The following is a 25,860-nucleotide window of genomic DNA, read 5'->3' on the forward strand; positions in this document are numbered from 1 at the left end:
ATTACCCCTATAAGGTAAGCTAATTCCTACTAGTAGCAAAGGAATGACTATGAACACATTTCAACGGTGGTTGCTGGCGGCCTCGCTGATTAGCTGTTTGGTGCTTAGTTTTTATAGTTATACAATCAATCATAATTTAGAGGTTATTGAAGCACGCCAGCGTGGGCAAATTGCGACGACAGGCCAATCATTATGGTTTAGTTGGTATTTTTGTGCTGATAAACTTACCTGGGTTTTAAGAGCTAGTGATCGTAATGCTCAAACAGAGGTTTTAGAATATCTTTCTAATGCACAACTTCATTGTGAAGCATCTTCACAATTTATCTATAATTATAATGCTTCTCTAAATTGGCCTATTAAACCATGGTGGAATTTAAGTTTAGGTTCAGGCAATGTGATTGGATTTGTGCAATTATTTGATTATTATTCAGTTGAAATAAGTCATATTAGCAGTATTATTGAAAAAGAAGGATCTGTTAGTGTTGCAAGTCGTGCTCGAATTCAGCAATTGTACGATGATCTTACAAATTTTACTGAAGAAATACCTGAATCTATGCTCCAAAAAGGAGATATTAGCGAAATCCATCAGGCAATAGTGGATTGGTGTGGCATGATCAACGATGTTGAAGCTAAAGAGGCAATTAGGCTTCGAGAAGAGCAATATCAGGATTCTTGTAAATAGGAGAAGTTGTTATGTATCAAGTTAGAAAAGCACGCCGTTGGCAACAGGTTCATGTCCAAAAATATCTTTATCTTATTAATATTGGGCTATATTCATTAGCAATCTATCTCTTGATTTTACAGCTGAAAATATCGTTGGTTGGTGGGTTGATGATCCTTGGCATCAAGTGAATTTTGCATCATTCATCTGGTTTCCAATTGGTTTGTTGCTGATAAATCCATTAATTTGGCAACAGAAGTATATGCCAACAAGTTTAGGAATTCTCGCGGGGCTTTTGATCCTGATAAATGGATTTATGTTTGGATTTATGCAGGTCGACGTTAGTGATGCTGATCAAGTTGGTTGGGCTGTGGTAACGCTGCTTTCGGCTATGTTTGCGTGGTATGCATGCTATCGAGCTAAGCCATGGCGCAAGTTGCAGAAGCGCAAATAGGCTCGTTGGTTGAACCAAGCAGTGCTACCAGTCACATGCTGGATGATCAAACGATTACAATTGGCCAAATTGAGCATAGCTATGGGTTGGCAAGTCTGGGCAAGCTCTTGGTGATCAGCTATCATAACATGGTTAGCCAATCAACCTAGGATACTGTTTAGATGCTTGCTTATTGGATTAATTTGGTCTTTGTGGTGCTTGAAACTGCTTTAGGGACGTTTATTCTGGCTCGGGCAAGCCAGTATCGGCCTGCCCGAATCTTCTTTTGCTTAACCTTGTGCTTGGTGGTGATCAATAGCACGGCGTTGGCCCGTAACTTAACCACTGATCCAATCATCTCTTATAAGCTGGTTTGTGTTGCGTTGATGAGCTTGGGCAGCTTGTGTTTATTAATGCTGTTGCTGTTTGCGGCGCTATTTATGCCTGAATGGTGGGAAGGCAAGCGCCCAATTCGTTTGATCAGTCTGGTTTATGGTGGGGCAATTGGCATAGTAGGGCTTGATCTGATTGGCCAATTTGGCTGGTTTACGGCGGGGATTGAGCTATCTAAAGGGATTTATCGGCCAATTGCTGGTTCGGCGGCTGGCTTAATGTTGGGGTTATTCAGCCTTGGTTGGTTGGTTCAGCTTGGTTTGTTGGCAACGGCATTTTGGCGCAATCCAGCAACGCGGCGCTCGATTAGCTGGCTCATGTTCGCAATTCTATTTGCAGTGCTTACCAACTCGGTCTTGGGAATTATTAAGTTGGATTCAAGCGGGCAGCTTGCAAGTATTTTGCAAACGGTACCCTTAGTTGTAAGCCTAACCTATATTGTGCTGCGTGGGAGTTTATTTCAAACTAAACAAGTGGCGGTGCAACAGGCGCTACAAACAATGAGCGAGGCTATGCTTGTGGTTGATCGCGAAGGCATGTTGGTGTATCTCAATTATGCTGCTCAACAGCTTGGTTTGCAGAATCAACAACCACTTCAGCACAATTTAGCCACAATTGGGGTTGCTACTGATGATATCGCAGCATTGCAGCATGCATTAGCACACGATCCATTTCAGCCTTTCACTCAAACGCTGGCTTTAGGCGAGCCATTGCGCTTGCTTGAAAATACTGTTTCGCCAGTGTTGGATAATGTTGGGCAAATTCAAGGCACGATGTTGTTCATTCGCGATATTACTGAATTGGAACGGCGCACGGCGTTGCTTGAGCAGGAACGGTGGCGGCTGAGTACGACAGTAGCGCAACTTGAGCAAGAACAAGCAGAGCGCAATCAATTGGCGCAGGCAGTACAAGCACTTTCGTTTCCAACGATTCCGGTTTTACCTGGTGTGTTGGTCATGCCGTTGATTGGCGTGCTCGATCAGCAGCGAATTGCTGAATGCCAGCGGGTCTTGATGGAAACGCTCAATCAGCAAGCGGTGCAACGCTTATTAATTGATTTAACTGGGGTTCAGTCGATTGATGATCAGGGCGCAATTGGCATGCAACGGATTTTGGGTGCAGCCTACTTGCTGGGAGCACAAACAACATTGATTGGGGTTCGGCCAGATGTTGCGCAAGCATTGGTAAGGATGGGAGCTGAGTTGAACACTGTAGCGACAGCAGCAACCTTGCAAGCAGCAATTGGTCAAATTATTGCAAACAAGAGCCACATCAAGCACCAAAAATTCGCTGATGTGGCCCCTATATGTTGAGATTAGCGCGGGCGAATTGCCAAGCCCTGCAATTCGAGCGCATATTCAACCCCTGCTTGCAAGTTGGCGCGGGTTACGATGCCTGTTAGATCGATGCCCAATTGAACGATTGTTTGAGCAATTTCGGCCCCGATGCCCACCAAGACAACGGTTGAGCCAAGCAAGCGGGCAGCGCGGGCGGCTTGCAAGAGATAGTTGGCAACCCCAGTGTCGATAACGGGCACACCAGTAATATCCAAAATGACCACATCGGCGCTATAGGTATTGATTGCTTCGAGCAAGGCTTCCATAATTTGGCCTGCGCGACGCGAATCGACCGATCCAATCAAGGGCAGCACCAAAATGCCGCCATAAACAGGCACAATTGGTGATGAAACTTCGGCTAAGGCTGATTCTTGGTTGGAGATAATTTCGACTTGGGCATCTTCATAGCCGTTGAACATGCCCATCATGCCTTCGGCGGTAAGTTCATGTAAGCGATCGAGCATTTCGAGCAAGAAGACCGGATCATCTGCATAGTAGTTTCGCAACACGCTAGCAGTGGCTTGGTTGGCGCTACGCAACACTTGTTGCACGCTATTCAAGGGAATATTTTGGCGAAAGCGATCGTAGCTAATGTCGCGCATATGTTGTTGATAGGCATGCTTCTCTGGATCACGCAAATCTTGAATTAATGCATCCATTGAGGCAACTGTGCGTTTTTTAAGTTCCTCGCGCGGCATTTTGCTATATTCAACTACATTGGCTTGAATTACCCCGATCGTGGCGTCGATAATTTCATCGAAGTGTTTGGTATAAAAAGCTGCTAAATCTGCCACAGTTGCGAGCCCTCCTAAAAGTTAGGTTTATGGATTGCGATACAAGAGACCAACCTACTGCGATCTGCCGAGTCTCTAACTATGCTGATTTAACAGCGTTTGGGCGTGATTAGCGTGGGCGAATAGCCAAGCCTTGTAAATCTAAGGCATATTCAATGCCCGATTGTAAGTTGGCGCGGGTGATAATGCCAGTTAAATCGATGCCCAATTGAACGATTGTTTGGGCAATTTCGGCCCCGATGCCCACCAAAACAACGGTTGAGCCAAGCAAGCGGGCGGCACGGGCTGCTTGTAAGAGATAATTGGCAACCCCGGTGTCGATAACTGGTACGCCGGTAATATCTAAAATTACCACATCGGCGCTATAAGTATTAATCGATTCAAGCAGCGATTCCATAATTTGGCCTGCGCGCATTGAATCGATGGAGCCAATTAACGGTAAGACTAACACGCCCTCATAGACAGGTACAATTGGCGATGAAACTTCGGCGAGCGCATAAGTTTGCGATGAAATAATTTCATCTTTGTGCTGCTGAAAGCCCTCGTAGACTGCGGCGATTGCGGCGGTGGTAATTTGATGACCTTTTTCAATCACATTAATTTGATCGTCGGGGCTATCGCTGTAGGCTTCGCGCAAGCTTTTAATCATAATATCGGTAGAAACAAGCAATACCTCTAAGAACGCGCCAATAGGAATGCCTTGTTGGGCACGTACATAACTGGTTTGACGCCAATAATCAGGGAAAGCCTGCGGTTTGTCGTTATCGAGATCGCGGGCATATGGATCAAGCCCAGCTATTACCCGTTTACGCACATCATCTCTGGGCATTGAACCGTAGGTGGGAATTTGGCTTTGTAAGGCGTTGATAACGCGATCGACAATGACTTCTTCGTGCTGCTTGAACATTTGATAATAGTTGGTCATGCAGGCTCCTTGAATGCTGGCAAGGTTTCCCGATTGCCAAGGTATCTCGCTTCTGGTTTGGCCAACGGAAGGGTTTCTCTACGACCCTTCCGTTGCAACTCCAAACACTTATTTGATGACGATGTTGACCAAGCGATTTGGCACAACAATTTGCTTGACGATGGTCTTGCCTTCGACCAACGGTGCAATTTTTTCATCGGCCAACGCGGCTGCAATCATTGTTGCTTCATCGGCGCTGGCGGCTACCTGTATTTTACCGCGAACTTTACCATTGATTTGCACTGGCAATTCAATTGATTCGTCGATTAATAAGGCTTCGTCGTAGCTTGGCCACGCTTGCACATGCACGCTTTCGCTATGGCCCAAGAATTCCCACAATTCTTCGGCAATATGCGGCGCGATTGGCGCTAACAACAAGGTTAAGGCCTCGCTGGCTTTGCGCCATTGTTCGCTGCCATAAACATCGGTTTCGCGGGCTTTCATCAATTCGTTGACGAATTCCATCAAGCCAGCAATTGCGGTGTTGAAGGCAAAGCGTTGAATATCGTCGCCAACCTTTTTAATGATTCGATGGGTTTGGCGTTCCAACGTGCTGGGATTGCCCGCTGCATCGTGGCGTTGTGGCGTATCGGTTACGACGCGCCACGCGCGATCCAAGAAACGTACACAACCTTCGATCCCGCGATTGTTCCAAGGGCCGCCTTGCTCCCACGGGCCGATGAACATCAAGAAGGTGCGCACTGTGTCGGCTCCATATTGGGCTACCAACATATCAGGGTCAATCACGTTGCCACGTGATTTGGACATTTTATTACTATCTTCGCCCAAAATCACCCCTTGGTTGATCAAGCGGGTCATTGGTTCGTTGGCGCTGACCAAGCCCATATCGCGCATGGCCTTCCACCAGAAGCGGGTGTACAACAAGTGCATCACTGCATGCTCGCGCCCACCAGTGTATTGATCAACTGGCAACCATTTGTCGGCGATGGCTTTGGTAAATGGCGCGTTGGCATCGTGGGGGCTTAAGTAGCGGGCTTGATACCACGATGAATCGACAAAAGTATCCATGGTGTCGGTATCGCGCTCAGCTTCGCCGCCACAATTGGGGCAGGTGGTAAAGCGCCAGGTTGGGTGCAATTTCAAGGGCGATTCGCCAGTTGGCTTGAAATCGACTTGATCAGGCAACAGCAATGGTAATTGATCTTCTGGCACGGGTACAGTACCACATGTTGGGCAATAGATCATTGGGATCGGCGTGCCCCAATAGCGTTGGCGGCTCACCAGCCAATCGCGCAAGCGATAGTTAATTGCGCGCTTGCCCAATTTTTCAGCTTCCAACCACTTAATCACTGCTTCTTTGGCATCGGCGGAGCTTAAGCCGTCGATCTGGCCAGAATTAACCACCGTGCCATAGGCTGCTTCTGCTGCTTCCAAGGGTGTTTCCGCAGTTTGTTCTGCTTGGATAACCACGCGCTTGATTGGCAAGCCAAAGGTTGTGGCAAAGGCAAAATCGCGTTCGTCGTGGCCAGGCACGGCCATGATCGCACCAGTGCCATAGGTCATCAGCACATAGTCGGCAATCCAAATTGGCACGCGCTCTTGGCTAGCTGGATTGATCGCATAAGCGCCGATCCAAACTCCTGTTTTGGGTTTTTCGTCGCCGGTCGATTGGCGCTCAACCTCGGTTTTGCGAATTGCTTCGGCGACATAGGCATCGACGCTGGCTTTTTGCTCGGCGCTGGTCAATTTGGCAACTAATGGATGTTCGGGAGCCAAGACCATAAAGGTTGCGCCCCACAAGGTATCGGGTCGGGTCGAAAAGACCGTGATTGGGTCGCCAGCTTCAGATTTAAAGGTGATTTCGGCACCTTCCGAGCGCCCGATCCAATTACGTTGCATCGACGTAATGCGTTCTGGCCAATCCAAGCCCGAGAAATCCAGCAATTCATCGGCGTAGGAGGTGATTTTGAAATACCATTGATCCAAATCGCGCTTGGTAACTAAGCTATCGCAGCGTTCGCAGCGGCGTTCGTCGCCAATAACCTGTTCGCGGGCCAAGGTTGTATTACACTTGGGACACCAATCGACAGCTGAGAATTTTTTATAGGCCAAGCCACGTTTGAAAAACTGAATAAAAAACCACTGGTTCCAGCGATAATATTCAGGGTCGGCGCTGATAATTTGTTGATTCCAATCGACCATCATTCCCATCGATTGCAATTGACCACGCATATATTCGATGTTCGAATAAGTCCATTTGCGTGGATCTAAGTTGTTTTTGATGGCGGCGTTTTCGGCGGGCAAGCCAAAGGCATCGAAGCCCATTGGGAAAAAGACATTGTAGCCCTGCATGCGCATATAGCGGGCATGCACATCGCTGGGCGACATGGCATACCAGTGGCCGATGTGCAAGTTGCCTGATGGATAGGGCAGCATGGTAACTGCATAATGTTTTGGTTTATCACTATCTGGCTCAAAGCGATAAATTCCATCACGTTCCCAACGTTCGCGCCATTTTGGCTCGGTGACGCTACTGTCATAACGAGTGGCCATACATAACTCCTTAGTTAAACATATCTGAATTGGCAAAAATCTAAAACAAAAAACCCCGAACCCATGCGAGGGACGGAGCAAAACCCCGTGGTACCACCCTGCTTATGAGCCGAAGCACATCACTTGTAGGCGCAATAACGGGCGCACCCGCCACCAACTACGTAGCCGAGGCTGTTCCCTGGTGGGGCAATAAACGGGCGAGTTGGGCGCTTGCTGTAGCTTTGCACCAACCAGCTACTCTCTGTAAAAACGCGCTTAATACTCCCGCCAACCAATTACTATCAATTAATCGCGATTATACCACGGCTTGATCAGCATCCATCAATCTTTGGATGGAGCTATTTGCCTAATCGTTGCTTGATCAGAACGAAAGGCCTGAACGTGACAAAGGAACTAGTTCTAACCAAGATTAGCTGGGTACCTGTGATCATAACTAACTACATACCTCGCTTTTGAAACTCATTGGCCTAAGATCGCTACAAACAAGCGTTTGAAAGCCATTTAAGCTAAGCAAAGTAAAGGTTCTCCTGATTAGAATCAGCAGTTAGGTTAAATTTGCATAAAGAAATGCTTGCTAGTACAATAGTCCCATCCCCAACGGGATACGAATTTAAGCGATTGTTGCCCCATAGCGCCTCAAACTGAAGCGTTACCATACGCTCATAACCAGTGAACGGGCTTCTTTAAGCTATAACTCTCACCAATTTGCGACAATCCCCTTTTGATGAAAGGAGGGATGCAGCGTAGTATTCGTATTTTGATATTTTAGCCACTTGCTCACCATCGTACCGCTTGGAAATTGACTGGTATTACATACACACTTGTGTGTGGAGGATGGCATGGCCAAATTCCCCTTCATTCGGCAAGCAGCCCTCATTGCAATGACGCTCTCATTGGGACTTCAAGGTGCGGCGCAACCAGCCCGTGCAGAAGTATTGCGTGCTCCGACTGCGACGACCAAGTTCCTCGTTGAACCCAACAGCCCAGCTAATAAATTTGTCCGCACAAATGGCACGTTAATTGCCGATTATGGTTCTTTTTCAGTTTGGCAAGTTGCTGATAGTAACGTCAACAGCCTAAACCAATTAGCTGGTGCCCAAGCCGCCGATCTCGATACGATTGGCTTGCGCGGGATTAGCTTTAATCCTTTAAAGAACGTTCCCACGGTGCAATCAAGCTTGAGCCAAAGCCCAACTGCCGACCCACAACTGTGGTTGGTGCAATTTGCGGGGCCGCTCAAGGATGCGTGGTTGGATGAAATTACCAAAGCCGGGGCCGAACGTGTCATCTACATGCCCAATAACGCCTACCTCATTTGGGCAAACGGCCAAACCTTGGCCAAACTCGATTCGCTTAGCAAGAGCAATGTAGCGATTCAATGGGCTGGTGCCTATCACCCAGAATATCGCTTGGCACCTGAATTGCGCCAAAAAGCCAGCAATCCCGACGCAAAGGGCCTGGTCGATGTCACGATTCAGTTCTACAACAGTGCCACGGTTGAGCGAGATGTGAACGAAGTGCTGAAAGCCAGCGCTCAAGTTTATGCAACACCATGGCAAGTGCTCAACTTCACCACGATTTCGGTGCAAGTGAGCGAAGACGCATTGGGGCCAATTGCGCGCCGCGCCAATGTCTACAACGTTGAGTCGTGGCAAGCTCCCCAAAAATTTGACGAACGCCAAGGCCAAATTCTGGCTGGCAACGTAACCACCACTGGTGGCAAAACTGTGCCAAGTGGCCCAGGCTACCTTCAATGGTTGCAAAGCCAAGGCGTGCCAACTGATCCTAACCAATATCCAATTGTCGATGTTGTCGATGATGGTTTGGATAACGGCACGACCTCGCCAGGCCATCCTGATTTCTATGTCAATGGAACCATGCCAGGTGCTTCGCGGATTACCGCCGTTGGTAACTGTACCAACGATTCAACCGGTAACGGCCAAGCAGGCCACGGGAATCTCAATATTGGGATTGTTGGCGGCTACAATAATCTGACTGGCTCGCCCTACGTTGATGGCGCTAGCTCTGGGATTACCGGTGGCTATCGGGTTGGCTTAGGTATTTCGCCATTCGGTCGGATGGCCAGCACCAAAATCTTCAATAACGCTGGGATCTTCAACCTAACCAACTGTGGTGGTGGTAGCAACTACTTTGGGATTATCGAAATGGCTTATAGCCATGGCGCTGCAATCTCATCCAATAGTTGGGGTGCAAGCACTGGTGGTGCTTATAGCGTTTCGTCGCAAGCCTTCGACCAAGGCACCCGCGATGCAAGCAGCACGACTGCTGGCAACCAACAAATGACCCACATTATTGCTGCTGGTAACGATGGCGCAGGCGCTAACACAATTGGTGCGCCTGGGACTGCCAAAAACGTTATCACCGTTGGTGCAACCGAAAACGTGCGCGATCAAGGCGTGCTTGATGGTTGTAACATTCCGGATGCTGATAATGCTGATGATTTAGCGACCTTCTCAAGCCGCGGCCCAACCGATGATGCCCGGATCAAGCCTGACATTATGGCTCCTGGGACGCACGTGATGGGACCTGCTCCGCAAATCGGTAGCTTTGACGGAACTGGCGTTTGTGGGCCAGCTAGTGGTACCCACTATCCAAACGGCCAAACCCTCTACACCTGGTCGAGCGGTACCAGCCACTCAACCCCAGCGGTTGCAGGCACGGCTTCGTTGCTCTACACCAAATATCGCACCAGCTTCGGCGGTGGGGTTGCTCCAAGCCCAGCAATGTTGAAAGCCTATATGTTGGCTTCAACCCGCTACCTGAATGGCGCAAATACCGGTGGCAGCTTGCCATCAAATACCCAAGGTTGGGGCGATGTGAACTTGACGCCAGCCTTGGATAGCACCCAACGGATTTTGGTTGACCAAACCCGCACCTTTGGCGCAACTGGGGAAGAATTCACCCAAGTTGGTCAAATTGCTGAATCAACCAAGCCCGTTCGGATTACCTTGGCCTGGACTGACGCAGCTGGCAGCACAACTGGTAACAGCTATGTCAACGATCTTGACCTTGAAGTAACCGCTGGTGGCCAAACCTACAAAGGTAACGTCTTCAACGGCGCCCTTTCGACTACTGGTGGCACCGCCGATAACAAAAACAACGTTGAAGGCGTGTACTTGCCAGCAGGTACCACCGGCACCATCCAAGTGAAAGTTATTGCCCGCAATATTGCTGGCGATGCAATTCCTGGCAATGCCGATACCACTGACCAAGACTTTGCCTTGTATGTTTACAACGGCTCAGTTGGCCCAACGGGCACTTTGACTGGTCGCGTTGCCCAAAGCAACAACAACCCAGTTGCTGGAGCAACTGTGCGGACTAGCGCTGGCGCAAGCGCTTTGACCAATGCCAGCGGTAACTACAGCATGGTTGTACCAGTTGGTACCTATGCAGTAACTGCCAGCTTGCAAGGTGCTTTCCAAGCTGTACCAAGCGTAACGATTACCCAAAATGTCACCACGACCCAAAACTTCACTTTGAGCTATGGCTCAATCAGTGGGACGGTGCGTGATGCCTTTACCCCAAGTAACGCTGTTGCTGGGGCAACCGTTTCGGTGCCCGGGTATAGCACCATCACCAACGCTGCTGGTCAATACACCATTCCAGTGGCAAACGTTGGCTCAACTACGGTTACGGTTAGCGCTCCGAAGTATGTTACCCAATCACAAACTGTGACGGTAGCTGATGCAACCAACGCTACCCAAGACTTCAGCTTAGCCGCTGGTGCGGTCGCAGGGATTGTGACCAACAGCGCTAACGGTGCTCCGGTGGCTGATGCAACCGTGGCAATTAGCAACCAATATGTGAAAACCAAAGCTGATGGTAGCTTTGCAATTCGCTTGGAGCCAGGCAGCTATACCCTGACTGCTTCAAAAATTGGCTTTGCTGCTGACAGCGAAAGCTTAACGATTACGAATGGGGTTACTGCAACCCAAAATCTGGCAATTACCCCAGCGTTTGGCTACACCCCAGCCAGCTTGAGCCGCACCTTTAACTTTGGTGATGCTCCATTCACCGATACGGTTGGTTTGACATTGACCAACAATGACACCCAACCATTTACCTACACCATTCGCGAGCGCGTTGGCAATTCGACCGGTAAAATCTTGGTCGTTCAACGCTCTTCGGCCACATCGGCCACGGCTGCAACGACTGCTTTGACCGCGCTTGGCTATACCTTCGAATCAATCGATAATGTTGCCTTCGAAGCCCGTAGCTTGGCCAACCTGCAAACCTTCGATGCAGTGCTCTACTTCGGTGCAACTGGCGGTACTGGCAGTAGCCCGAACCCCAGCGAAAACAAGCTGACCGAATACTTGAATGCTGGCGGCAAGCTGTTTATCGCCGATAACGACCTTGGTTACTACACCAACCCTGGCGTGTTCTACAAGACCATGCTTGACTCAACCTATGGTGGCGACGATCCAGGCTCTGCTAACCGGGCCTTAACTGGCGCTGGTTTCATGGCTGGGGTAAATACAGCATCAGGCGATAGCTTCCCTGACTACTACACCCCAGGTAGCTCATCAACCGTGATCTTCCGCTATGTGAATAACGCAGTTGGCGGTAGCTTCATCCAACGTAATGGCTACAAAGCTGTTTACCTTGCAACCGACTTCGTCAACCTTGGTACAACTGCTGTTGGCGAAACGATCGAGCGCACTGTGCTTGGGCGTGTCTTGCAAGCCCTTGTTGGTGGCGATGGTTTAGCTTGGCTGAATGAAGTACCAGTAACTGGCGTGATTGCTAGTGGTGATACGACCAATGTTGCCATTGGTTGGTATCCATCGGCGGTAACTCAGCCAGGTACCTACACTGGTAGCTTGAGCCTTAGCTACTCATCAGTGATTAGCCAAACCTTCAATGTTCCAGTGACGATGGTCGTCAATCCATCAGCAACTCAAGCCCAAATCTCGGGTACGGTTGTTTCGTCTGGTGTCTGTGATACTGTGCCTGCTCCTGCAAGCGGCGCGAAGATCGTCATTACCTACACCAGTGGCTTGACCGCAACTACTACCACGAACGCAGCTGGTCAATATAGCTTGTTCGTGCCAGAAGGTGGCACCTACACGGTTGCTGCTAGTGCCCTTGACCACCTTGGCCAATCACAAAGTGTAACAGTGGCTAACGGTGGCAATGTGACCCAAAACTTCACCTTGCGCTTGAACAAGCCTTGTGTGACGGTTAGCCCAAGTTCATTGAGCGCTTCACTGGTCTTGGGTGCTGCTCCAGTAACCCAAACCTTGGTTGTGACCAGCAAGGGTGCTCAGCCACTCAACGCAACCATCAGCGAACAAAGCCTCAGCGCCGTTAGCCAAGCTGGCTACACCATTGCTGAAGTTCCCTATAGCTGGATCGAAGCGAACGATGGCACTGACTTGGCTTTGACTGATGATGGCGCAGCCAATATCACCAGCCCATTCACCGTTACCATTTTCAACACCAGTAGCCGCAACCTGCGGGTCGGCAATAATGGTGGGATTTTGGTTGGGGCGACGACTGGCGATGTTGCAGCAAGCAATGGCTCGTTACTGACGAGTAGCGTCAACAATCTCATCGCTCCATTCTGGGATGATATTGATGACGGCGCTGGCGGAGTCTTCTGGAAAGTTATTGGCACTGCGCCAAATCGTTCATTGATTGTTCAATGGAATAACCGCGCCCACTACGAAAACGTTGGTAGCGGCACGTTCCAAGTTGTGATCAAAGAACAAGGTGGCATGGTCTACCAATACAAGGATGTCGATTACGGCGATGCAGCCTTCAACAATGGTGCTAGCGCAACCGTTGGTGTTCGCGGCGCAACCACGGCGCAAGCTGTTCAATACAGCTTCAACCAACCACGGGTGCGCAACGAAATGGCCTTGTGTGTCTCGGCAACCTGTGATGGGATTTCATGGTTGAGCGAATCGCCAACCACGATTACTGGCTTGGCTGGTACGCCACCAAGCAACCAAGTTGTCAATGTCGTCTTCTCGACCACTGGTCTGACCCAAGCTGGGGTCTACACTGGCAACTTGATCTTGACCCACAACAGCCCACAACCAGCAGTAACCATTCCAGTTACCTTGACGGTTACTGCGCCTGCCAACTTCGGTACGGTCAGCGGTACGGTTCAAGGCTTGGCTGCATGTGATGTCTCACCTGCTCCATTAAGTGGCGCAACCGTGACGATCAACACTGCAACCCCAACCGTCTTAACAACGAATGCTGCTGGCGCATATAGCTATAGCTTGGCTGCTGGAACCTACACGGTTACCATTGCTAAAGCTGGCTATGTGACCCAAACCTTCACCGTGACGGTTCCGGCAAGTGGTGCTGTAACCCAAAATGCCCAACTGCGCTTGAACGCGCCATGTTTGGATGTGGATACCACGCCAATCAGCGAAACTGTTGGCATCAACACCATCACGACCCAAACCCTCACCTTGGAAAACAATGGTGCTGCACCATTGACTTGGACGATTGGTGAATTGGCTGCAAATGGCCGCCCAGCCCCACGTGGTGAAGGTGTGCTCAGCCGAAACCCAGTAACGGCAAGCCAACGTCCTGCTGCTAGCCAGCAAACCGCTCCTGCTGAAGAAGTCATTCAGGATGGTGGCTTCGAGACAACCGTTGCTGTTGGCAATGGCAACACCAATCAGTTCTGGAGCCAAAGCTCAACCAACTTCGGCGTTGTGTTGTGTACAACCAGTTGTTCAACTGGTAGTAACGATATTCCACATACCGGAACATGGTACGCTTGGTTCGGCGGGCTTGATCCAGCTCAATCCCCAGATGATGAAGTTGGTACCTTGTCACAAACCTTTACCGCTAATGGTAATGCTTCTGGTACCTTATCATTCTGGTTAAATGTCGTTGACGACGGTGGTACCGCCAGTGACTATCTCAAGGTCAAGATCGATGGTACAACTGTCTATACGGTAACCAATGCTCAAGCTGGAAACTTCACAGGTTATACCTTGATTGAAGTGCCAATTACTGCGGCAGTCTTGGCCGATACAACCAGCCATACATTGCTGTTTGACTCGTTCGTAGATGCAAGTGGTAACACCAACTTCTTTATCGACGATGTTTCGCTCGATATGGGTGGTGCTAGCGCTTCATGTACGCCAGACGTAGCTTCATGGGTTCGCGCAGTGCCAAATAGCGGCACGATTGCAGCCGATGGCTCAGCTAATGTGGCACTTGAATTCAACACCAACGGCTTGGCCGCTGGTCTCCACACGGTCAACCTGTGTGTTCAATCGAACGACACAACCAAGCCAAACGTTCAAATTCCAGTGACGATCAACGTGACTGAGAATGTTGACCCAACCCGCAAGGTCTACTTGCCTTGGGTGAACAAGAACTAAAATCCTTGGCGGCTCCTGGGCTTGCTCAGGAGCCGCCAATGGCTTTGGTTAACCAAAAAGCCCGCCTTGGAAGTTCTCCAAGGCGGGCTTTCATTAGCTGTTTTTTTAGACTTCCATTACGACCGGAATAACCATTGGGCGACGGCGGGTGCGTTCGTAGAGATAGCGCCCAACCACTTCTTTGATTTTGCGCGCTGCTGGCGATGAAACTGCTGGCGAGTTGCCCTCGGCGGTTTCTTCACCATCGCTGAAGGCCCGCGCTGGCACAACGTAGCTTTCGCTAAACGAAGCCCGCACTGCTTCCTTGGCTCCCTCGATCAAATCAGTTGAGTCACGGGTCGATACAAAGCCACGGCTGACAATATCTGGCCCGGCTACCAAATTGCCAGTTTGCAATTCGACTGAAACAACGACCATCAAAATGCCATCTTTGGCCAACATTTGGCGGTCGCGAACCACGGCGCCACCAATATCGCCAACCGAAACGCCATCAACAAAGACATGCCCAACTGGCGCACGGCTAACCAATTTGCCATAGTTTTGGCTGAATTCCATAATCGAGCCACCCTCGGCAATCAGCACATTGTCGCCATTAAAGCCCATGCCCTCGGCCAATTGCTTGTAACGCGCAAGGTGGCGATAATCGCCGTGGAACGGGATGACATATTGTGGCTGCACCAAGTTGAGCAACATTTTTAGCTCTTCTTGGGCTGCGTGCCCCGAAACGTGGACTGGCAAATCTGAACCATAAATCACATTCGCGCCAAGTTTATACAAGTTGTCGATCACTTTGTAGACCGAAACTTCGTTGCCTGGAATTGGCGAGGCCGAAATAACGACCGTATCGCCACGCTGAATCGAAATTTGGCGATGATCGCGGTTGGCCATGCGCGAAAGCGCCGCCATTGGTTCGCCTTGGCTGCCAGTACAGACAATGGCAATTTGATCATCAGGCAGGTTTTTCATATCGCCTGGCCGAATCAACACGCCATCGGGTACTTCCAAATAGCCCAATTCGCGCGCAATCGAGGTGTTATTTTCCATCGAGCGGCCAACAGGCACGACCTTGCGGCCATAATCAATCGCTGCATTAATCGCCATTTGCACCCGCGAAATATTCGAGGCAAAGGTGGCCATAATCACCCGCCCAGGTGCGGTAGCAAAAATTTGATCAAAGGCATCGCCAACCACGCGCTCCGATGGCGTGTAGCCCTTCGATTCCACCCGCACACAGTCGGTCACCAGAACAATGGGATTGCGGCGGCCAAAATCAACCAAGCGATCGATTTCGGTTGGCCAGTTATCAACTGGCGTGTGGTCAAGCTTCCAGTCGGTGATATACAAGGCCAAGCCTGCTGGCGAGGTCAAGCCAAAGCCGACCGAATCGGGGATGGAGTGGGCAATGTGGAATGGCTCAATCGTGAAGCAGCCAAGCTGGAATTTATCGCCTGGGGCAATTGTTTTGGTCGAAACTTTATCGGTCAAGCGATGTTCTTTGAGCTTATTCGAGAGCAAGCCCAAGGTCAAAGTCGTGCCATAGACCGTGGGAAAGCCCAAATCGCCAATCAACCACGGCACAGCCCCAATATGGTCTTCGTGGCCGTGGGTGAGCAACACGCCGCGAATATTGGCAACTTTATCGCGTAGGTAGGTAATGTCGGGCAACACCAAATCCACGCCCATCATCTCGCTTTCGGGAAACATCACGCCCATATCGCAGATGATAATATCTTCTTCATACTCAAAAACCCACATGTTGCGGCCAACTTCCGATGCGCCCCCAAGTGGGATAACCCGTAATTTGTTTTTAGTCATACGAATACAAACCACAGTGCAAGCAGGCTCGCACTGTCGTCATGGCTCCTTTCATGGATAATCCCAACCCCATTGGCTGAGATAGTTGTTAAATAAAGCTTCTTGGTCGTACCACTCCACATAACGATGAGTAGCAGTTCTTCAGATCACAGCGTAGGCCAGCTGACCTAAACTGCATTATTGGGCCAATGCTGCTTGATTTGGCTTAACAAGCTGGTTAATTGGCCAGATGTGGCATACAACGGCACTTTATTGCAATAATGGCGATAAAACCAACGCCGATACCATGGCGCTTTGCCGAATGCGTCTGTCATCAGCACATCGATGCGCTGCACATAATCATCGTAGCTATAGGCTGGCCGCAATTGCTCAACTGCCTGCCACGGATAAAATTGTAGCAAGCCAATTGTGCGAATCGTCAAGCCATCAGCTTCAAATTGATAGCTGGTTTGCCATTCCAAGAGCAATTGCCACAGCATGCGTGGCAAGCTCAAGCCCAAACTCAGCAAAAGAAAGGCTGTGGTTTTTTGACCAGCAGTCCAAGTTGGCGCTTGCTGTTGCCATGAACGAAACAAGGCACTTAATTCTAAGCCCAACAGATTAAATAGCAACCACCATGTGGCGATTAATAAGCCAGTGTTCAGCAAACCCAGCCCAATTAATGATCTGCGTTGCCGAAAAAAGCTCATGCATAATCCTCTTCGCTAAATCAACCAATTCGGATGTTCTGTGGTTTCTGCACTGAGACCTAAAACATTGATGTTTGGTGTGGCGGCGTTGGCTGGTCGTTTTCAGGCTCGCTTGGTTGGCCTGCTTCTTCGTGTAAGCGCTGGTTGAGCCGCGCAATTAGCCGTGGAACCAGCCGAATATCGGCGATTGCATCGGGCATGGCGTTCATGTTGCGCAGCACATAGGCTGGGTGAAACAAGGGTAAAAATACTGTTTGGCCAACCCGTTTCACGCCCCGAATGCCATGAATTTTAGTAATTTTGCCACCAGGGAAAAATTTGTTCATCGAATGCCGCCCAAGGGTCGCAATCAACTTGGGAGCCAAGGCCGCAATTTGGCGATCTAAAAATTGGGCACAAGCGGCAATTTCGCTTGGCTCAGGGTCGCGGTTGCCAGGTGGCCGACATTTGACCACATTGGCGATAAACACCTGTTCACGGGTAAGGCCAATTTCGGCCAGCCATTGTTCCAGTAAGTCGCCCGAAGGCCCAACGAAAGGCCGACCAAGCGCATCTTCACGTTGGCCAGGCCCCTCACCAATTAACAAAATTTCGGCATCGGCTGGGCCTTCGCCCGGCACTGCATTGGTTCGGGTGCGACAAAGTGGGCAAGCAGTGCAGTGGGCGACTTCTTCAGCAATCAGTGCCAAGGTTGCTGCTGCATCGGTCATAGGCGCAATTTAAACCCAGAGTTGCTCAAAACCTTAATCAAACATCGTTTGCATGTTTTGATATTGTACACGAATTTAAGCTTGTCTGATTCTGGATAGCTATTTGACACTCACCCGCTGACCAAACTTGCTTTCGGTGCCGTTGCGGAGGCGGGTAATATTATCGCGGTGCGAAACAACCACCGCTAAGGCAATCAAGCCACAGTAGGTCACAATTGCGATGTGGGTTTGATCGAGCGCAAAAAATATGCCAGCAGTAACTGCCGCCGCGATGCTCGCCAAAATTGAGGCCAACGAAACATAGCGGGTCAACCAAACAACCAGCCACCAAACTATGGCCGCTGCCACAAAGCCCCAAGGGAACAGGCCTAAAACACCGCCCAAGCCAGTGGCCACGCCGCGCCCGCCATGAAAGCCTGCAAAAATTGGGTAGATATGGCCAACGACGGCAATAATTGCTGCCAGCACCATGGCCCAAGCATTATCGGGCAAGAGCCACCGCGCGACCCAAATTGCTGCAATGCCTTTGAGCGCATCGAGCACAAACACCAAACCGCCATAGCGCGGCCCCATGGTGCGCAGCACGTTGGTCGCGCCGGTGCGCTTGGAACCAAACGACCGAACATCAATCCCACCAACCATGCGCCCAATCAGCAATCCAAAAGGAATTGACCCAAGCAAATAACTGATTACAGTAATCAGCAGGTAATTCACGCAGCCTCCTTAGTCTTGGTTTTGGCGTGGTGGTTGGCGGAAAATCTCGCGAGCAGCCCAAATATATTCAACTCCCGACATGATGGTGAGCAACACCGCCAGCCACAAGACAATTGATGATAAATGGCTAAGCCACGTCAAGCCGCCACCAAAATCAATTGCATTGAACCAGCCAGCGCGGTCGATATTGGCGCGAACCATAATCCAGCCAAGCGCAATAATCGTGATGATCATTTTGAGCTTGCCCCAGCGCCCCGATGGAATAACCACGCCTTCGGAAGCAGCTAGCGAGCGCAAACCAGTAACCACAAATTCGCGCACCAAAATAATAATCGCCGCCCAAGGCGCAAGCAGGTTGGTTGCAACCAAACAAATCAGAATGCCGGCAGTATAAATTTTATCGGCAGTGAGATCAAGGAAGATGCCTAAGTTGCTGACCCAGCCATATTTGCGGGCCAATTGGCCATCAAGCAAATCGGTGATTGCGACGATTGCATAAAACCAAAATGCCCAGAAATAGCTGACGGCAGTGTCGTTAAGCAACAACATCAACAACGGAATCGTTGCGATGATCCGAATCGAACTTAAAATGTTGGCCCAGTTCCATGGGTTCACCCAAGGCTTACGCCCAGCCCGCTCCTTCCTACGAAGCAGCGGGGGGCGTTTACTGCGTTGAAAACGCGGAGCGGGTGATTGCCCTGATGAAGGTGCATTACTCATTGATTACTCAGCAAACACAGTTGCGGCATCGGGAACTTGTTTCCAATCAACTAAGAAGGTTTCGATGCCTTTGTCAGTTAACGGGTGCTTGACCAATTGTTGCAGCACTTTGAACGGCATAGTAGCAACATGCGAGCCAGCCAATGCCGATTGCAGCACGTGTACTGGGTGGCGAATTGAGGCAGCCAAAACTTCGGTTTGGAGATTGTAATTCTTGAAGATTTGCACAATATCGCGAATCAAAATCATGCCATCTTGGCCGATATCGTCGAGCCGCCCAAGGAATGGGCTAACGAAGGTTGCGCCAGCTTTGGCTGCCAACAAGGCTTGTGAGGCCGAAAACACCAAGGTTACGTTGGTTTTGATGCCTTCGCTGGTCAATTGCTTGACAGCTTTCAAGCCTTCGGCCATCAAGGGAACTTTAACCACAATGTTTGGTGCCCATTTGGCCAAAATGCGGCCTTCGCGGACTATTTCATCTGCTTGTAAGGCCACGGTTTCAGCACTGACTGGGCCTGGGCAAATTTCAACAATTTCTAAAACTACATCACGGAAGTTACGGCCTGCTTTTGCTGCTAATGAAGGGTTGGTGGTCACACCATCAACAACGCCCATCGCCACACCTTGGCGAATTTCTTCTACATCAGCAGTATCCAAAAAGATTTTCATCCAGTTGCTCCTTTGATTGCCCTGGTTAGAACCTATGCCTCTCAGACTTCCTCTTGCATTATAGCAGCATAATGCGCTGCATTATACCTATGCAGCTTTGGATATGAAGTTCAATAAATTCGGTATCAGGGCTGAGTTTTGACCTACGCTACTTTGTTATAGTTCCTAAAAGCGTTAATTATTGGGAGGTGTGTGATGGGCCGATTTGGCGAAGAACCGCTGGAATTTTTTAAACATGTCTATACTGATGTGCCACCGTGGGATGTGACCGTACCCCAACCAGCGTTGATCGACCTGATCAAGGCTTTTCCACCGCAGAATCCTATTCTTGATGTTGGTTGTGGTTCGGGTGATTTGGCAATTGGCCTTGCTCAACTTGGCTATAGCGTTGTTGGGGTCGATTTTGTGCCAAGCGCGATTGAGCAAGCGCGCACGAAAGTTGCAGCCTTGCCCGCCGAGGTTGCCCAACGGCTAAGCTTTGAAGTTGGCGATGGCCTCAAACCTTCATTGCTCGAAACCAAATTTGGCGCAATCGTCGATACAGGCTTTTACCACTTATTCAATCAAGCTGATAGCGAGCCATTTATTGCTGATTTAGCTCAAGCTCTACAACCGCAAGGCCGCTATTATCTATTGGCGTTTGGGGTTGAATTCGCTAGCGTCAATGTGCCTCGTGCCATCACCGAGGATGAAATTCGCAACCGCTTTACTCCTGAGCGTGGTTGGCGCATTCTGGCCTTGCATCCAGCCGAATTTCTCAATCGGGTCGGGCCACCAGTTGCTGCGCTAGCTGCCTGTATCGAACGGATTTAGGTTCTGGGGATCGGTTGTTGGGGATCGGGGATCAGTGTAACTGCGAAGAGCACATAGATAGCGAAGGATATGGCTTTGGGCTTTGGGCTTTGGGGATAAGAGATTATTGGAAATTGTAAATCTATTGTGCTAGCCTGAAGCCTAGAGCCGATAGCCCTCCTTCCTCTGCGTTAAAAGCAATCCACTTTTAGTCAAAGATTCCACAGATTCGCTTGATTACTGTTTCTATAGCCAAAAGCTAATAGCCTGCCCTTCTTGACGAGTAGGCTGCAAATGCTTGATAATCGATCTTGGATTCGACCGCAAAGCAAGGAGCCGTTATGCCGGGAATGACAACCTACGAGCGAGGATTGCAAATTTATCAAGTGTTGATGAGCTTTGCTTACCAACGCAAGACCCTCACATATGAAACCTTGGGGCAATTGATTGATCTCCCACACCGTTTTTTGGGAAATTACTTGGAGCATCTGTTGCGCTATTGTACCAACCAAGGACTACCTCAAATTACAATTTTGGTAGTGCGCAAAGCTGAGGGTACTCCGAGTACGGGCTTTCCTTCGGAAACAGTGGATATGGATCAAGAGCTTGAACGAGTTTTTGAGTATCCATGGTTTCGCCAAAAACCATTAACAGTCGAAGACCTCAAGGCATTAGCCTAAAGTCAGAAAGAGAGAGGAGTAGCCGATGACCTATCTTTATATCCTGATTGTCTGTTTGATCCTTGGTGGGTTTCTGCTTAGCCGTTTAAGGCTTGCTCGTCGTGCACCTGTGACCCTGCAAACACATGAACAGTTTTCCACCGGAGCACAATCGGTTGAGCAATTGCTTGCAGAATGGCTTGATCAATCGTTTTCGTCGCAAAATGTTCGCAATGTGGTTGTGCAAGCAATCGCTAGTTTAAACGATAACCAAATCTTTAGCTTCGCGTTTATTTGCGATTCTGGATTATGTCTTGGTTTTATCGAACGTACATTTGATGCTAAGGGTCAAGAAACTAGTAAGCATTGTCCTTTAATCAACTTATGGACAGAAGTTCCTGAGGCCCCGATTGCGCAATTTAAGCTACCCGAGCAAGATCAATACGCAGTTTATGGATACATGCCCAATGATTTCGATCAAATGGCCAAAATCTATTTGGCAAATGGTGAGGTATTTTATTTCGAGGCTCATTCTGGGTTGCAAGTGCGGGTATTGCCCTTGACCAATCCAGCGCTCAAAGTTCAAATTATTGATACTAACGAGGGGATGATTAATGAGTATGGATTGCCGCCTCAATAATAGTTAACGACAGTTTGCGAATCAGCCAATAACCGTAAAATGTTGGCCTGCACTAGCTAAACGGAGCATTAGAATCGCCTAAAAGCGCTTGACATCTCCATAGTTTGCACTATACTTCACAATATCAATTGAGATGCGCAATGCAGCGCCAGCCTCGTTTGAGCAGCCTCAACGGTGCATGGCCAGAGCGGCTCGTTTTGTGGTGTTTCCAAAGGAGTGTGCGGGATGGACATCTCCCCCAACGCAATTCCCGATGTTGTAGTGCGGCGATTGCCAATTTACGCACGTAGCCTGAGTTATTTGGCCGAAGAAGGTGTTCGCTCGGTTTCCTCGCAAGAGTTGGGGGAACGCATTGGGGTAACTGCCGCGCAAATTCGCAAAGATCTTTCCTATTTTGGTGAATTTGGCAAACAGGGCATTGGCTATAACGTTGAGTATTTGCTGGGCCATATTCGGCGCATTTTGGGTTTGCACGAAGTTTGGCCAGTAGTGCTGGTTGGGGTCGGGCCGCTTGGGCAGGCAATTGCTCGCTACGAGGGCTTTCGTTCGCGCGGCATTGATATTATTGGGGTTTTCGATAACGATGCCTCGAAAATTGGCCTGCAACTGGGCCGCAATACCGTCCAGCCCGATTCTGATTTGCCGAAGATTTTGAAAGAACATGGTATTCGTTTGGCAATTGTGGCAGTGCCAGCAGTGCGCGCCCAAGAAGTTGTCGATGTTTTGGTTGAAAATGGTGTGCAAGGTATTTTGAACTATGCTCCAGTGGTCGTACAAACGCCCGAGAATGTTTGGGTACGTCATATCGACCCCGTGGCCTTGCTGCATAGCATGACCTATTATCTCTCGCGCGAAGATGAACACCACGCGATGAACGAACATTGAGCCAACACCTAGCGCTGGCTTAGCAAAATTGCCAATTGCTGCAATAGCTGCTCGATTAGGCTTTCAAGTTTGCGGCGACCTAGCCCTAAACGGCCAGCGATGGTTTGTTGGGCAACTCCATGCAGTAAAAGCCCCAATAAGCGTGCCTGATCGCTTTCTAGCAAGGGTAAGCATGAGCGCAAGGCAACATGGGCAGCGGTTGCCCCGCCAAATTCGTCTTGCAAACCCATGCCTGCTTGCCGCCCTTGCTCGCCCACATGAAACCCAGTCGTTAGCACTGCCAAAAGATTGCGCACATCGTCGATATCCCATAAGCGTGGGGCTGGGCGTTGCTGTAATTCCAACAAATTCAGTACATCAAGCTGGCCTTGGCGAAACGCCACAGCGCTAATTTCAGCGCTCAACGCAGGCACAGGCTGGGTCATTAATTCGGCTAGCCATTGAGCTTTGAGCGGCGTTAATGGTTTGCTCAGCACTGCGCTACAACCTGTTGCCAGCGCCGCCCACTCGCGCTGTGGGTTGAGTTCGCTGCTAATTGCCACTAAATGCACTGGCGTATGGCGCGCTTGGGCCACTGCGTCGCTGATTGCTGCGGCCAGCACCGTGCCCTCCAAGCGGGGAAAGCTGGGGTCGGGCAATTTAATATCGAGCAAGCCCAACATTGGTTGCGGCGTTTGATCGTGCTCAAACCATTGCCAAGCTTGGCGGATTGAGCGCCAAATAGTTACTTCAAAGCCAGCTTCTTGCAACAGCAACTCAGCCAAGGTTGCATGAACGTCGCTATCTTCGACCACAAATGCTCGATACTTCACCGCTAAATCCTCCTACATGCTAGCTTCGTGGCAATTGAATGCAGGCCCAGGCTCCTTGGCGATTTTCCAGCTTCAGGCTGGCGCCAATTAAGCTCAGATTGGCCAAAACGCCACGTAAGCCAAACCCATAGCCTGATCCATCGCTACTGCTTGGTTCTAAATTGAGCACATGCTGCGGAAAGCCCGACCCATTGTCGTGAATAAGAAGCGTAATCTGGGCAGCATGGAGTTCGATGCTTACACTCAGCTGATCGCCACCATGATCAAGGCTATTTTTCAAAAGATTATAGATTGCCCGCCCAAGTAAACGCTGGTTGGTATGGGCCTGAATTGGTTGCAGCCATGCTTGAATTTGGGGTTTGTTGGCTTTTTGGGCGAACGCAGCGCTGGCTTCTAAACGAGCAATTTCGGCGCTGCAAAGCTCAGCCAAATCAACCGGAGCTTGTTGCAGCATAGCTTTGGTTTGGGCACGGGCAATATCCAACAGATCGTGCATTTGCTGGCCAATATCTTCAATTTGTACCCGCAATAAATTCCATAATTGCATGTGTTGCGGTTGGCGCTCTAAGACATTGATTAAGCCTGTGGCGCCATCAATTGGTGAACGCAGATCGTGAATTGAAGATCGCAGCAGTTCGCGCAGAAATTCGGCCTCGTCGCGGGCATTGGTGGCCTCGCGGCGCGCTTGTTCGATCCGCAGCGAAAGCTGTTGAGCTTCGCTCATCTCAACGCTGATGCGCAACAGCAATAATGGCAGCAGCAAAAGTGCAACATGGATTTCGCCAGTGGCAATTGTAAAGCCCAAGCCACCCACAAAAATCACATAGGGAATGCTGCGTTTGGCAAGGGTATCAATGCTTAGTTGATTGCTAAGCGGGCTATTGGCCTTAGGATGAATCGCTGCAGCCTGGGCCAACATCAACCAAGCAACACAATATAACGCCCCAATAGGTAATCCAACCAACGTGCTACGGTCGAAAATCCAAGCCAAATCGACCAAACTCAAGGCCAAAATGCCGCTACTCAGTTGACGAAACAACGCTTGCCAACGCTTCGGCTGTTGCTGACGAATCAGATCGAGCGCGTAGAGCAACGAGAGATCGGCTCCGACGAACAGTCCATCGTACCATGCAACATTGGGAACAACTTGGCGAATCGCAATCGTGGTAATAATCATCAAGCCAACGCTTAAGCCAAACCAATCGAGCACAATGCTACTGCGGCGGCGCTGGCTAAATGGCAGGCTCACAAAAAATGCGCCAGCCATCACCACGGTTGGCACATAGACAATAATTGGCAGCACGATTTGGCTTAAGCCTTTGATGCTGGTGAGCGTGCCACCCAAGCCGCGATAGATTGCCAACATGCCCCATTGCAAGGCCAAAATTCGCCAGCCTTTGGCCAACGCCGAATGCGGACGCTGAATGGCGGGCAACCAAAAACGCCCGACACAGACCAGCAAAATCAGCACCTCAACCAAGCGACTCGTTGGGTCTGAGCGTTTGCCAAGTGCGGGCCAGATTAATGCAGCAGCCAGATACAGCAGCGCCACCGCATACCACCAACGGCTATATAACCAGCGATGCCAGCGTTCATGCATAGGGCGATTGTACGCGAGGCGGGCGCTTGAGGCAATCGGAATTCTGCATTGGCATACGATTTAACACGGTAATGTTAGTAGTTGGGAATTATAGTTGGACTGAACAATCCAACAAATGAATTTTAGGGGGTGCAGGGGGATGAAAACCCCCTGCGTTTCCCTCCGGCGGAGGGACGGAAGGGTGGCGAATCATTGAAACAAAACGATTCTATTGAGAATAAATAGCTCTCGTGCTGATAACAGAGCGATTATCGCTCCAATTAATAAAGAATTTGAGGGCGCTGGGCAGATTGGGGCTTGGTGTAGGCAAGCACAATTCACGAAAGATAGCCACCACCCATGGGTGCTTGCTCGATCAGCGCTTGGCTGACTGCCCAAGCGAAAAAGCTGTGCAAGGCTGCTTTGGCAACTTCGCGTTCGGCCAAGCTAAGGCTGCTCAAATAGGCCTGCACCCAATAGGTCGAAATGCTATCCAGCTCGTTGGGATAGCCGCTATCAAGCCAGCGCTGGGCAAAATCGTCGAGATATTCGTTGTAATCGGCGGCGAGTTGGGGGCGGGTGCGCACCAAGGTTCCGCCAAAACTATCCAAAGCGCCCAACAATGTCCGTTCGTGAACCAAAAACTCTTGCATGGTCATGGGTAAACTCCCAAATCAAACAAAGGCGCAGCCCACCCCATTGGA

Annotated in this window: 21 protein-coding genes; 9 read left to right on the forward strand and 12 right to left on the reverse strand. The window is 49.9% G+C overall.

Annotated elements, in window-relative coordinates; genetic code table 11:
- Positions 1 to 49 precede the first annotated feature (49 nt).
- The 4 genes from SE18_RS02700 (at position 50) to SE18_RS02710 (ending at position 2,800) form a co-directional block, all read left to right on the forward strand.
- Positions 50 to 682 carry a hypothetical protein gene (locus SE18_RS02700; RefSeq protein WP_054532881.1) on the forward strand — a complete coding sequence of 211 codons (633 nt, stop codon included), beginning with the start codon at positions 50 to 52 and terminating at the stop codon, positions 680 to 682.
- Positions 683 to 693: 11 nt separating this feature from the next.
- The gene (locus SE18_RS27360; protein WP_160319460.1) at positions 694 to 852 is read left to right on the forward strand and encodes a hypothetical protein; all 159 of its coding nucleotides are present in this window, start codon (positions 694 to 696) and stop codon (positions 850 to 852) included.
- A 235-nt stretch (positions 853 to 1,087) separates the two neighbouring features.
- Positions 1,088 to 1,264, forward strand: coding sequence for a hypothetical protein (locus tag SE18_RS27365; RefSeq protein ID WP_160319461.1), 177 nt, complete (start codon positions 1,088 to 1,090; stop codon positions 1,262 to 1,264).
- Between the two features lie 12 nt (positions 1,265 to 1,276).
- Positions 1,277 to 2,800, forward strand: coding sequence for a PAS domain-containing protein (locus tag SE18_RS02710; protein WP_054532883.1), 1,524 nt, complete (start codon positions 1,277 to 1,279; stop codon positions 2,798 to 2,800).
- Between the two features lie 2 nt (positions 2,801 to 2,802).
- Here the strand turns inward: SE18_RS02710 and SE18_RS02715 are convergent, their stop codons facing one another.
- The 3 genes from SE18_RS02715 to leuS all read right to left on the reverse strand — a co-directional run bounded on the left by SE18_RS02715 (position 2,803) and on the right by leuS (position 7,096).
- Complete coding sequence (locus SE18_RS02715) at positions 2,803 to 3,618, reverse strand: STAS domain-containing protein (protein WP_054532884.1); 816 nt, start codon at positions 3,616 to 3,618, stop codon at positions 2,803 to 2,805.
- Positions 3,619 to 3,727: 109 nt separating this feature from the next.
- On the reverse strand, positions 3,728 to 4,543 hold the full coding sequence (locus SE18_RS02720; protein ID WP_054532885.1) for an STAS domain-containing protein: 816 nt from the start codon (positions 4,541 to 4,543) through the stop codon (positions 3,728 to 3,730).
- Positions 4,544 to 4,651: 108 nt separating this feature from the next.
- Complete coding sequence (gene leuS / locus SE18_RS02725; RefSeq protein ID WP_054532886.1) at positions 4,652 to 7,096, reverse strand: leucine--tRNA ligase; 2,445 nt, start codon at positions 7,094 to 7,096, stop codon at positions 4,652 to 4,654.
- 839 nt (positions 7,097 to 7,935) lie between these two features.
- Here leuS and SE18_RS02730 point away from each other — a divergent pair.
- Complete coding sequence (locus SE18_RS02730) at positions 7,936 to 14,472, forward strand: carboxypeptidase regulatory-like domain-containing protein (protein ID WP_054532887.1); 6,537 nt, start codon at positions 7,936 to 7,938, stop codon at positions 14,470 to 14,472.
- A gap of 105 nt (positions 14,473 to 14,577) precedes the next feature.
- Here the strand turns inward: SE18_RS02730 and SE18_RS02735 are convergent, their stop codons facing one another.
- The 6 genes from SE18_RS02735 to fsa form a co-directional block, all read right to left on the reverse strand.
- Complete coding sequence (locus SE18_RS02735) at positions 14,578 to 16,287, reverse strand: ribonuclease J (RefSeq protein WP_054532924.1); 1,710 nt, start codon at positions 16,285 to 16,287, stop codon at positions 14,578 to 14,580.
- 167 nt (positions 16,288 to 16,454) lie between these two features.
- Positions 16,455 to 16,976, reverse strand: coding sequence for a hypothetical protein (locus tag SE18_RS02740; protein ID WP_054532888.1), 522 nt, complete (start codon positions 16,974 to 16,976; stop codon positions 16,455 to 16,457).
- A gap of 59 nt (positions 16,977 to 17,035) precedes the next feature.
- Positions 17,036 to 17,686, reverse strand: a complete 651-nt coding sequence (locus tag SE18_RS02745; RefSeq protein WP_054532889.1) for a uracil-DNA glycosylase — start codon at positions 17,684 to 17,686, stop codon at positions 17,036 to 17,038.
- A 99-nt stretch (positions 17,687 to 17,785) separates the two neighbouring features.
- Positions 17,786 to 18,400 (reverse strand): glycerol-3-phosphate 1-O-acyltransferase PlsY, encoded by a 615-nt coding sequence (gene plsY, locus SE18_RS02750; protein ID WP_054532890.1) that lies wholly within the window; start codon positions 18,398 to 18,400, stop codon positions 17,786 to 17,788.
- 9 nt (positions 18,401 to 18,409) lie between these two features.
- Entirely contained in the window at positions 18,410 to 19,015 is a 606-nt protein-coding gene (pgsA, locus tag SE18_RS02755) for a CDP-diacylglycerol--glycerol-3-phosphate 3-phosphatidyltransferase (RefSeq protein WP_054532891.1), read from the reverse strand.
- A 108-nt stretch (positions 19,016 to 19,123) separates the two neighbouring features.
- Positions 19,124 to 19,789 carry a fructose-6-phosphate aldolase gene (fsa, locus tag SE18_RS02760; protein ID WP_054532892.1) on the reverse strand — a complete coding sequence of 222 codons (666 nt, stop codon included), beginning with the start codon at positions 19,787 to 19,789 and terminating at the stop codon, positions 19,124 to 19,126.
- Positions 19,790 to 19,984: 195 nt separating this feature from the next.
- Here fsa and SE18_RS02765 point away from each other — a divergent pair, with 195 nt between their 5' ends.
- From SE18_RS02765 to SE18_RS02780, 4 genes are all read left to right on the forward strand, one after another.
- Positions 19,985 to 20,602: a class I SAM-dependent methyltransferase gene (locus tag SE18_RS02765; protein ID WP_054532893.1), complete on the forward strand. Its 618-nt coding sequence runs from the start codon at positions 19,985 to 19,987 to the stop codon at positions 20,600 to 20,602.
- Positions 20,603 to 20,922: 320 nt separating this feature from the next.
- Complete coding sequence (locus tag SE18_RS02770) at positions 20,923 to 21,261, forward strand: hypothetical protein (RefSeq protein WP_054532894.1); 339 nt, start codon at positions 20,923 to 20,925, stop codon at positions 21,259 to 21,261.
- A gap of 25 nt (positions 21,262 to 21,286) precedes the next feature.
- Positions 21,287 to 21,880 carry a hypothetical protein gene (locus tag SE18_RS02775; RefSeq protein WP_054532895.1) on the forward strand — a complete coding sequence of 198 codons (594 nt, stop codon included), beginning with the start codon at positions 21,287 to 21,289 and terminating at the stop codon, positions 21,878 to 21,880.
- A gap of 225 nt (positions 21,881 to 22,105) precedes the next feature.
- Positions 22,106 to 22,765: a redox-sensing transcriptional repressor Rex gene (locus tag SE18_RS02780; protein ID WP_054532896.1), complete on the forward strand. Its 660-nt coding sequence runs from the start codon at positions 22,106 to 22,108 to the stop codon at positions 22,763 to 22,765.
- Positions 22,766 to 22,773: 8 nt separating this feature from the next.
- On the opposite strand, the gene SE18_RS02785 is transcribed toward SE18_RS02780, so the two are convergent.
- The 3 genes from SE18_RS02785 to SE18_RS02795 all read right to left on the reverse strand — a co-directional run bounded on the left by SE18_RS02785 (position 22,774) and on the right by SE18_RS02795 (position 25,815).
- A complete protein-coding gene (locus SE18_RS02785; RefSeq protein WP_054532897.1) occupies positions 22,774 to 23,577 on the reverse strand; it encodes a response regulator in 804 nt (267 codons plus the stop codon).
- Positions 23,578 to 23,596: 19 nt separating this feature from the next.
- Positions 23,597 to 25,177 (reverse strand): sensor histidine kinase, encoded by a 1,581-nt coding sequence (locus SE18_RS02790; RefSeq protein WP_054532898.1) that lies wholly within the window; start codon positions 25,175 to 25,177, stop codon positions 23,597 to 23,599.
- Positions 25,178 to 25,494: 317 nt separating this feature from the next.
- Positions 25,495 to 25,815 (reverse strand): hypothetical protein, encoded by a 321-nt coding sequence (locus tag SE18_RS02795; protein ID WP_054532899.1) that lies wholly within the window; start codon positions 25,813 to 25,815, stop codon positions 25,495 to 25,497.
- Positions 25,816 to 25,860 lie beyond the last annotated feature (45 nt).

Source organism: Herpetosiphon geysericola, from assembly GCF_001306135.1.
Lineage (GTDB): Bacteria > Chloroflexota > Chloroflexia > Chloroflexales > Herpetosiphonaceae > Herpetosiphon > Herpetosiphon geysericola.

Excerpts from the sequence above, each read along its gene's own strand:
- SE18_RS02700 (WP_054532881.1), top strand. The coding sequence starts at position 50 with ATGAACACATTTCAACGGTGGTTGCTGGCGGCCTCGCTGATTAGCTGT.
- SE18_RS27360 (WP_160319460.1), top strand. The coding sequence starts at position 694 with ATGTATCAAGTTAGAAAAGCACGCCGTTGGCAACAGGTTCATGTCCAA.
- SE18_RS27365 (WP_160319461.1), top strand. The coding sequence starts at position 1,088 with ATGGCGCAAGTTGCAGAAGCGCAAATAGGCTCGTTGGTTGAACCAAGC.
- SE18_RS02710 (WP_054532883.1), top strand. The coding sequence starts at position 1,277 with ATGCTTGCTTATTGGATTAATTTGGTCTTTGTGGTGCTTGAAACTGCT.
- SE18_RS02720 (WP_054532885.1), bottom strand. The coding sequence starts at position 4,543 with ATGACCAACTATTATCAAATGTTCAAGCAGCACGAAGAAGTCATTGTC.
- leuS (WP_054532886.1), bottom strand. The coding sequence starts at position 7,096 with ATGGCCACTCGTTATGACAGTAGCGTCACCGAGCCAAAATGGCGCGAA.
- SE18_RS02730 (WP_054532887.1), top strand. The coding sequence starts at position 7,936 with ATGGCCAAATTCCCCTTCATTCGGCAAGCAGCCCTCATTGCAATGACG.
- SE18_RS02735 (WP_054532924.1), bottom strand. The coding sequence starts at position 16,287 with ATGACTAAAAACAAATTACGGGTTATCCCACTTGGGGGCGCATCGGAA.
- SE18_RS02740 (WP_054532888.1), bottom strand. The coding sequence starts at position 16,976 with ATGAGCTTTTTTCGGCAACGCAGATCATTAATTGGGCTGGGTTTGCTG.
- SE18_RS02745 (WP_054532889.1), bottom strand. The coding sequence starts at position 17,686 with ATGACCGATGCAGCAGCAACCTTGGCACTGATTGCTGAAGAAGTCGCC.
- fsa (WP_054532892.1), bottom strand. The coding sequence starts at position 19,789 with ATGAAAATCTTTTTGGATACTGCTGATGTAGAAGAAATTCGCCAAGGT.
- SE18_RS02765 (WP_054532893.1), top strand. The coding sequence starts at position 19,985 with ATGGGCCGATTTGGCGAAGAACCGCTGGAATTTTTTAAACATGTCTAT.
- SE18_RS02770 (WP_054532894.1), top strand. The coding sequence starts at position 20,923 with ATGCCGGGAATGACAACCTACGAGCGAGGATTGCAAATTTATCAAGTG.
- SE18_RS02775 (WP_054532895.1), top strand. The coding sequence starts at position 21,287 with ATGACCTATCTTTATATCCTGATTGTCTGTTTGATCCTTGGTGGGTTT.
- SE18_RS02780 (WP_054532896.1), top strand. The coding sequence starts at position 22,106 with ATGGACATCTCCCCCAACGCAATTCCCGATGTTGTAGTGCGGCGATTG.
- SE18_RS02790 (WP_054532898.1), bottom strand. The coding sequence starts at position 25,177 with ATGCATGAACGCTGGCATCGCTGGTTATATAGCCGTTGGTGGTATGCG.
- SE18_RS02795 (WP_054532899.1), bottom strand. The coding sequence starts at position 25,815 with ATGACCATGCAAGAGTTTTTGGTTCACGAACGGACATTGTTGGGCGCT.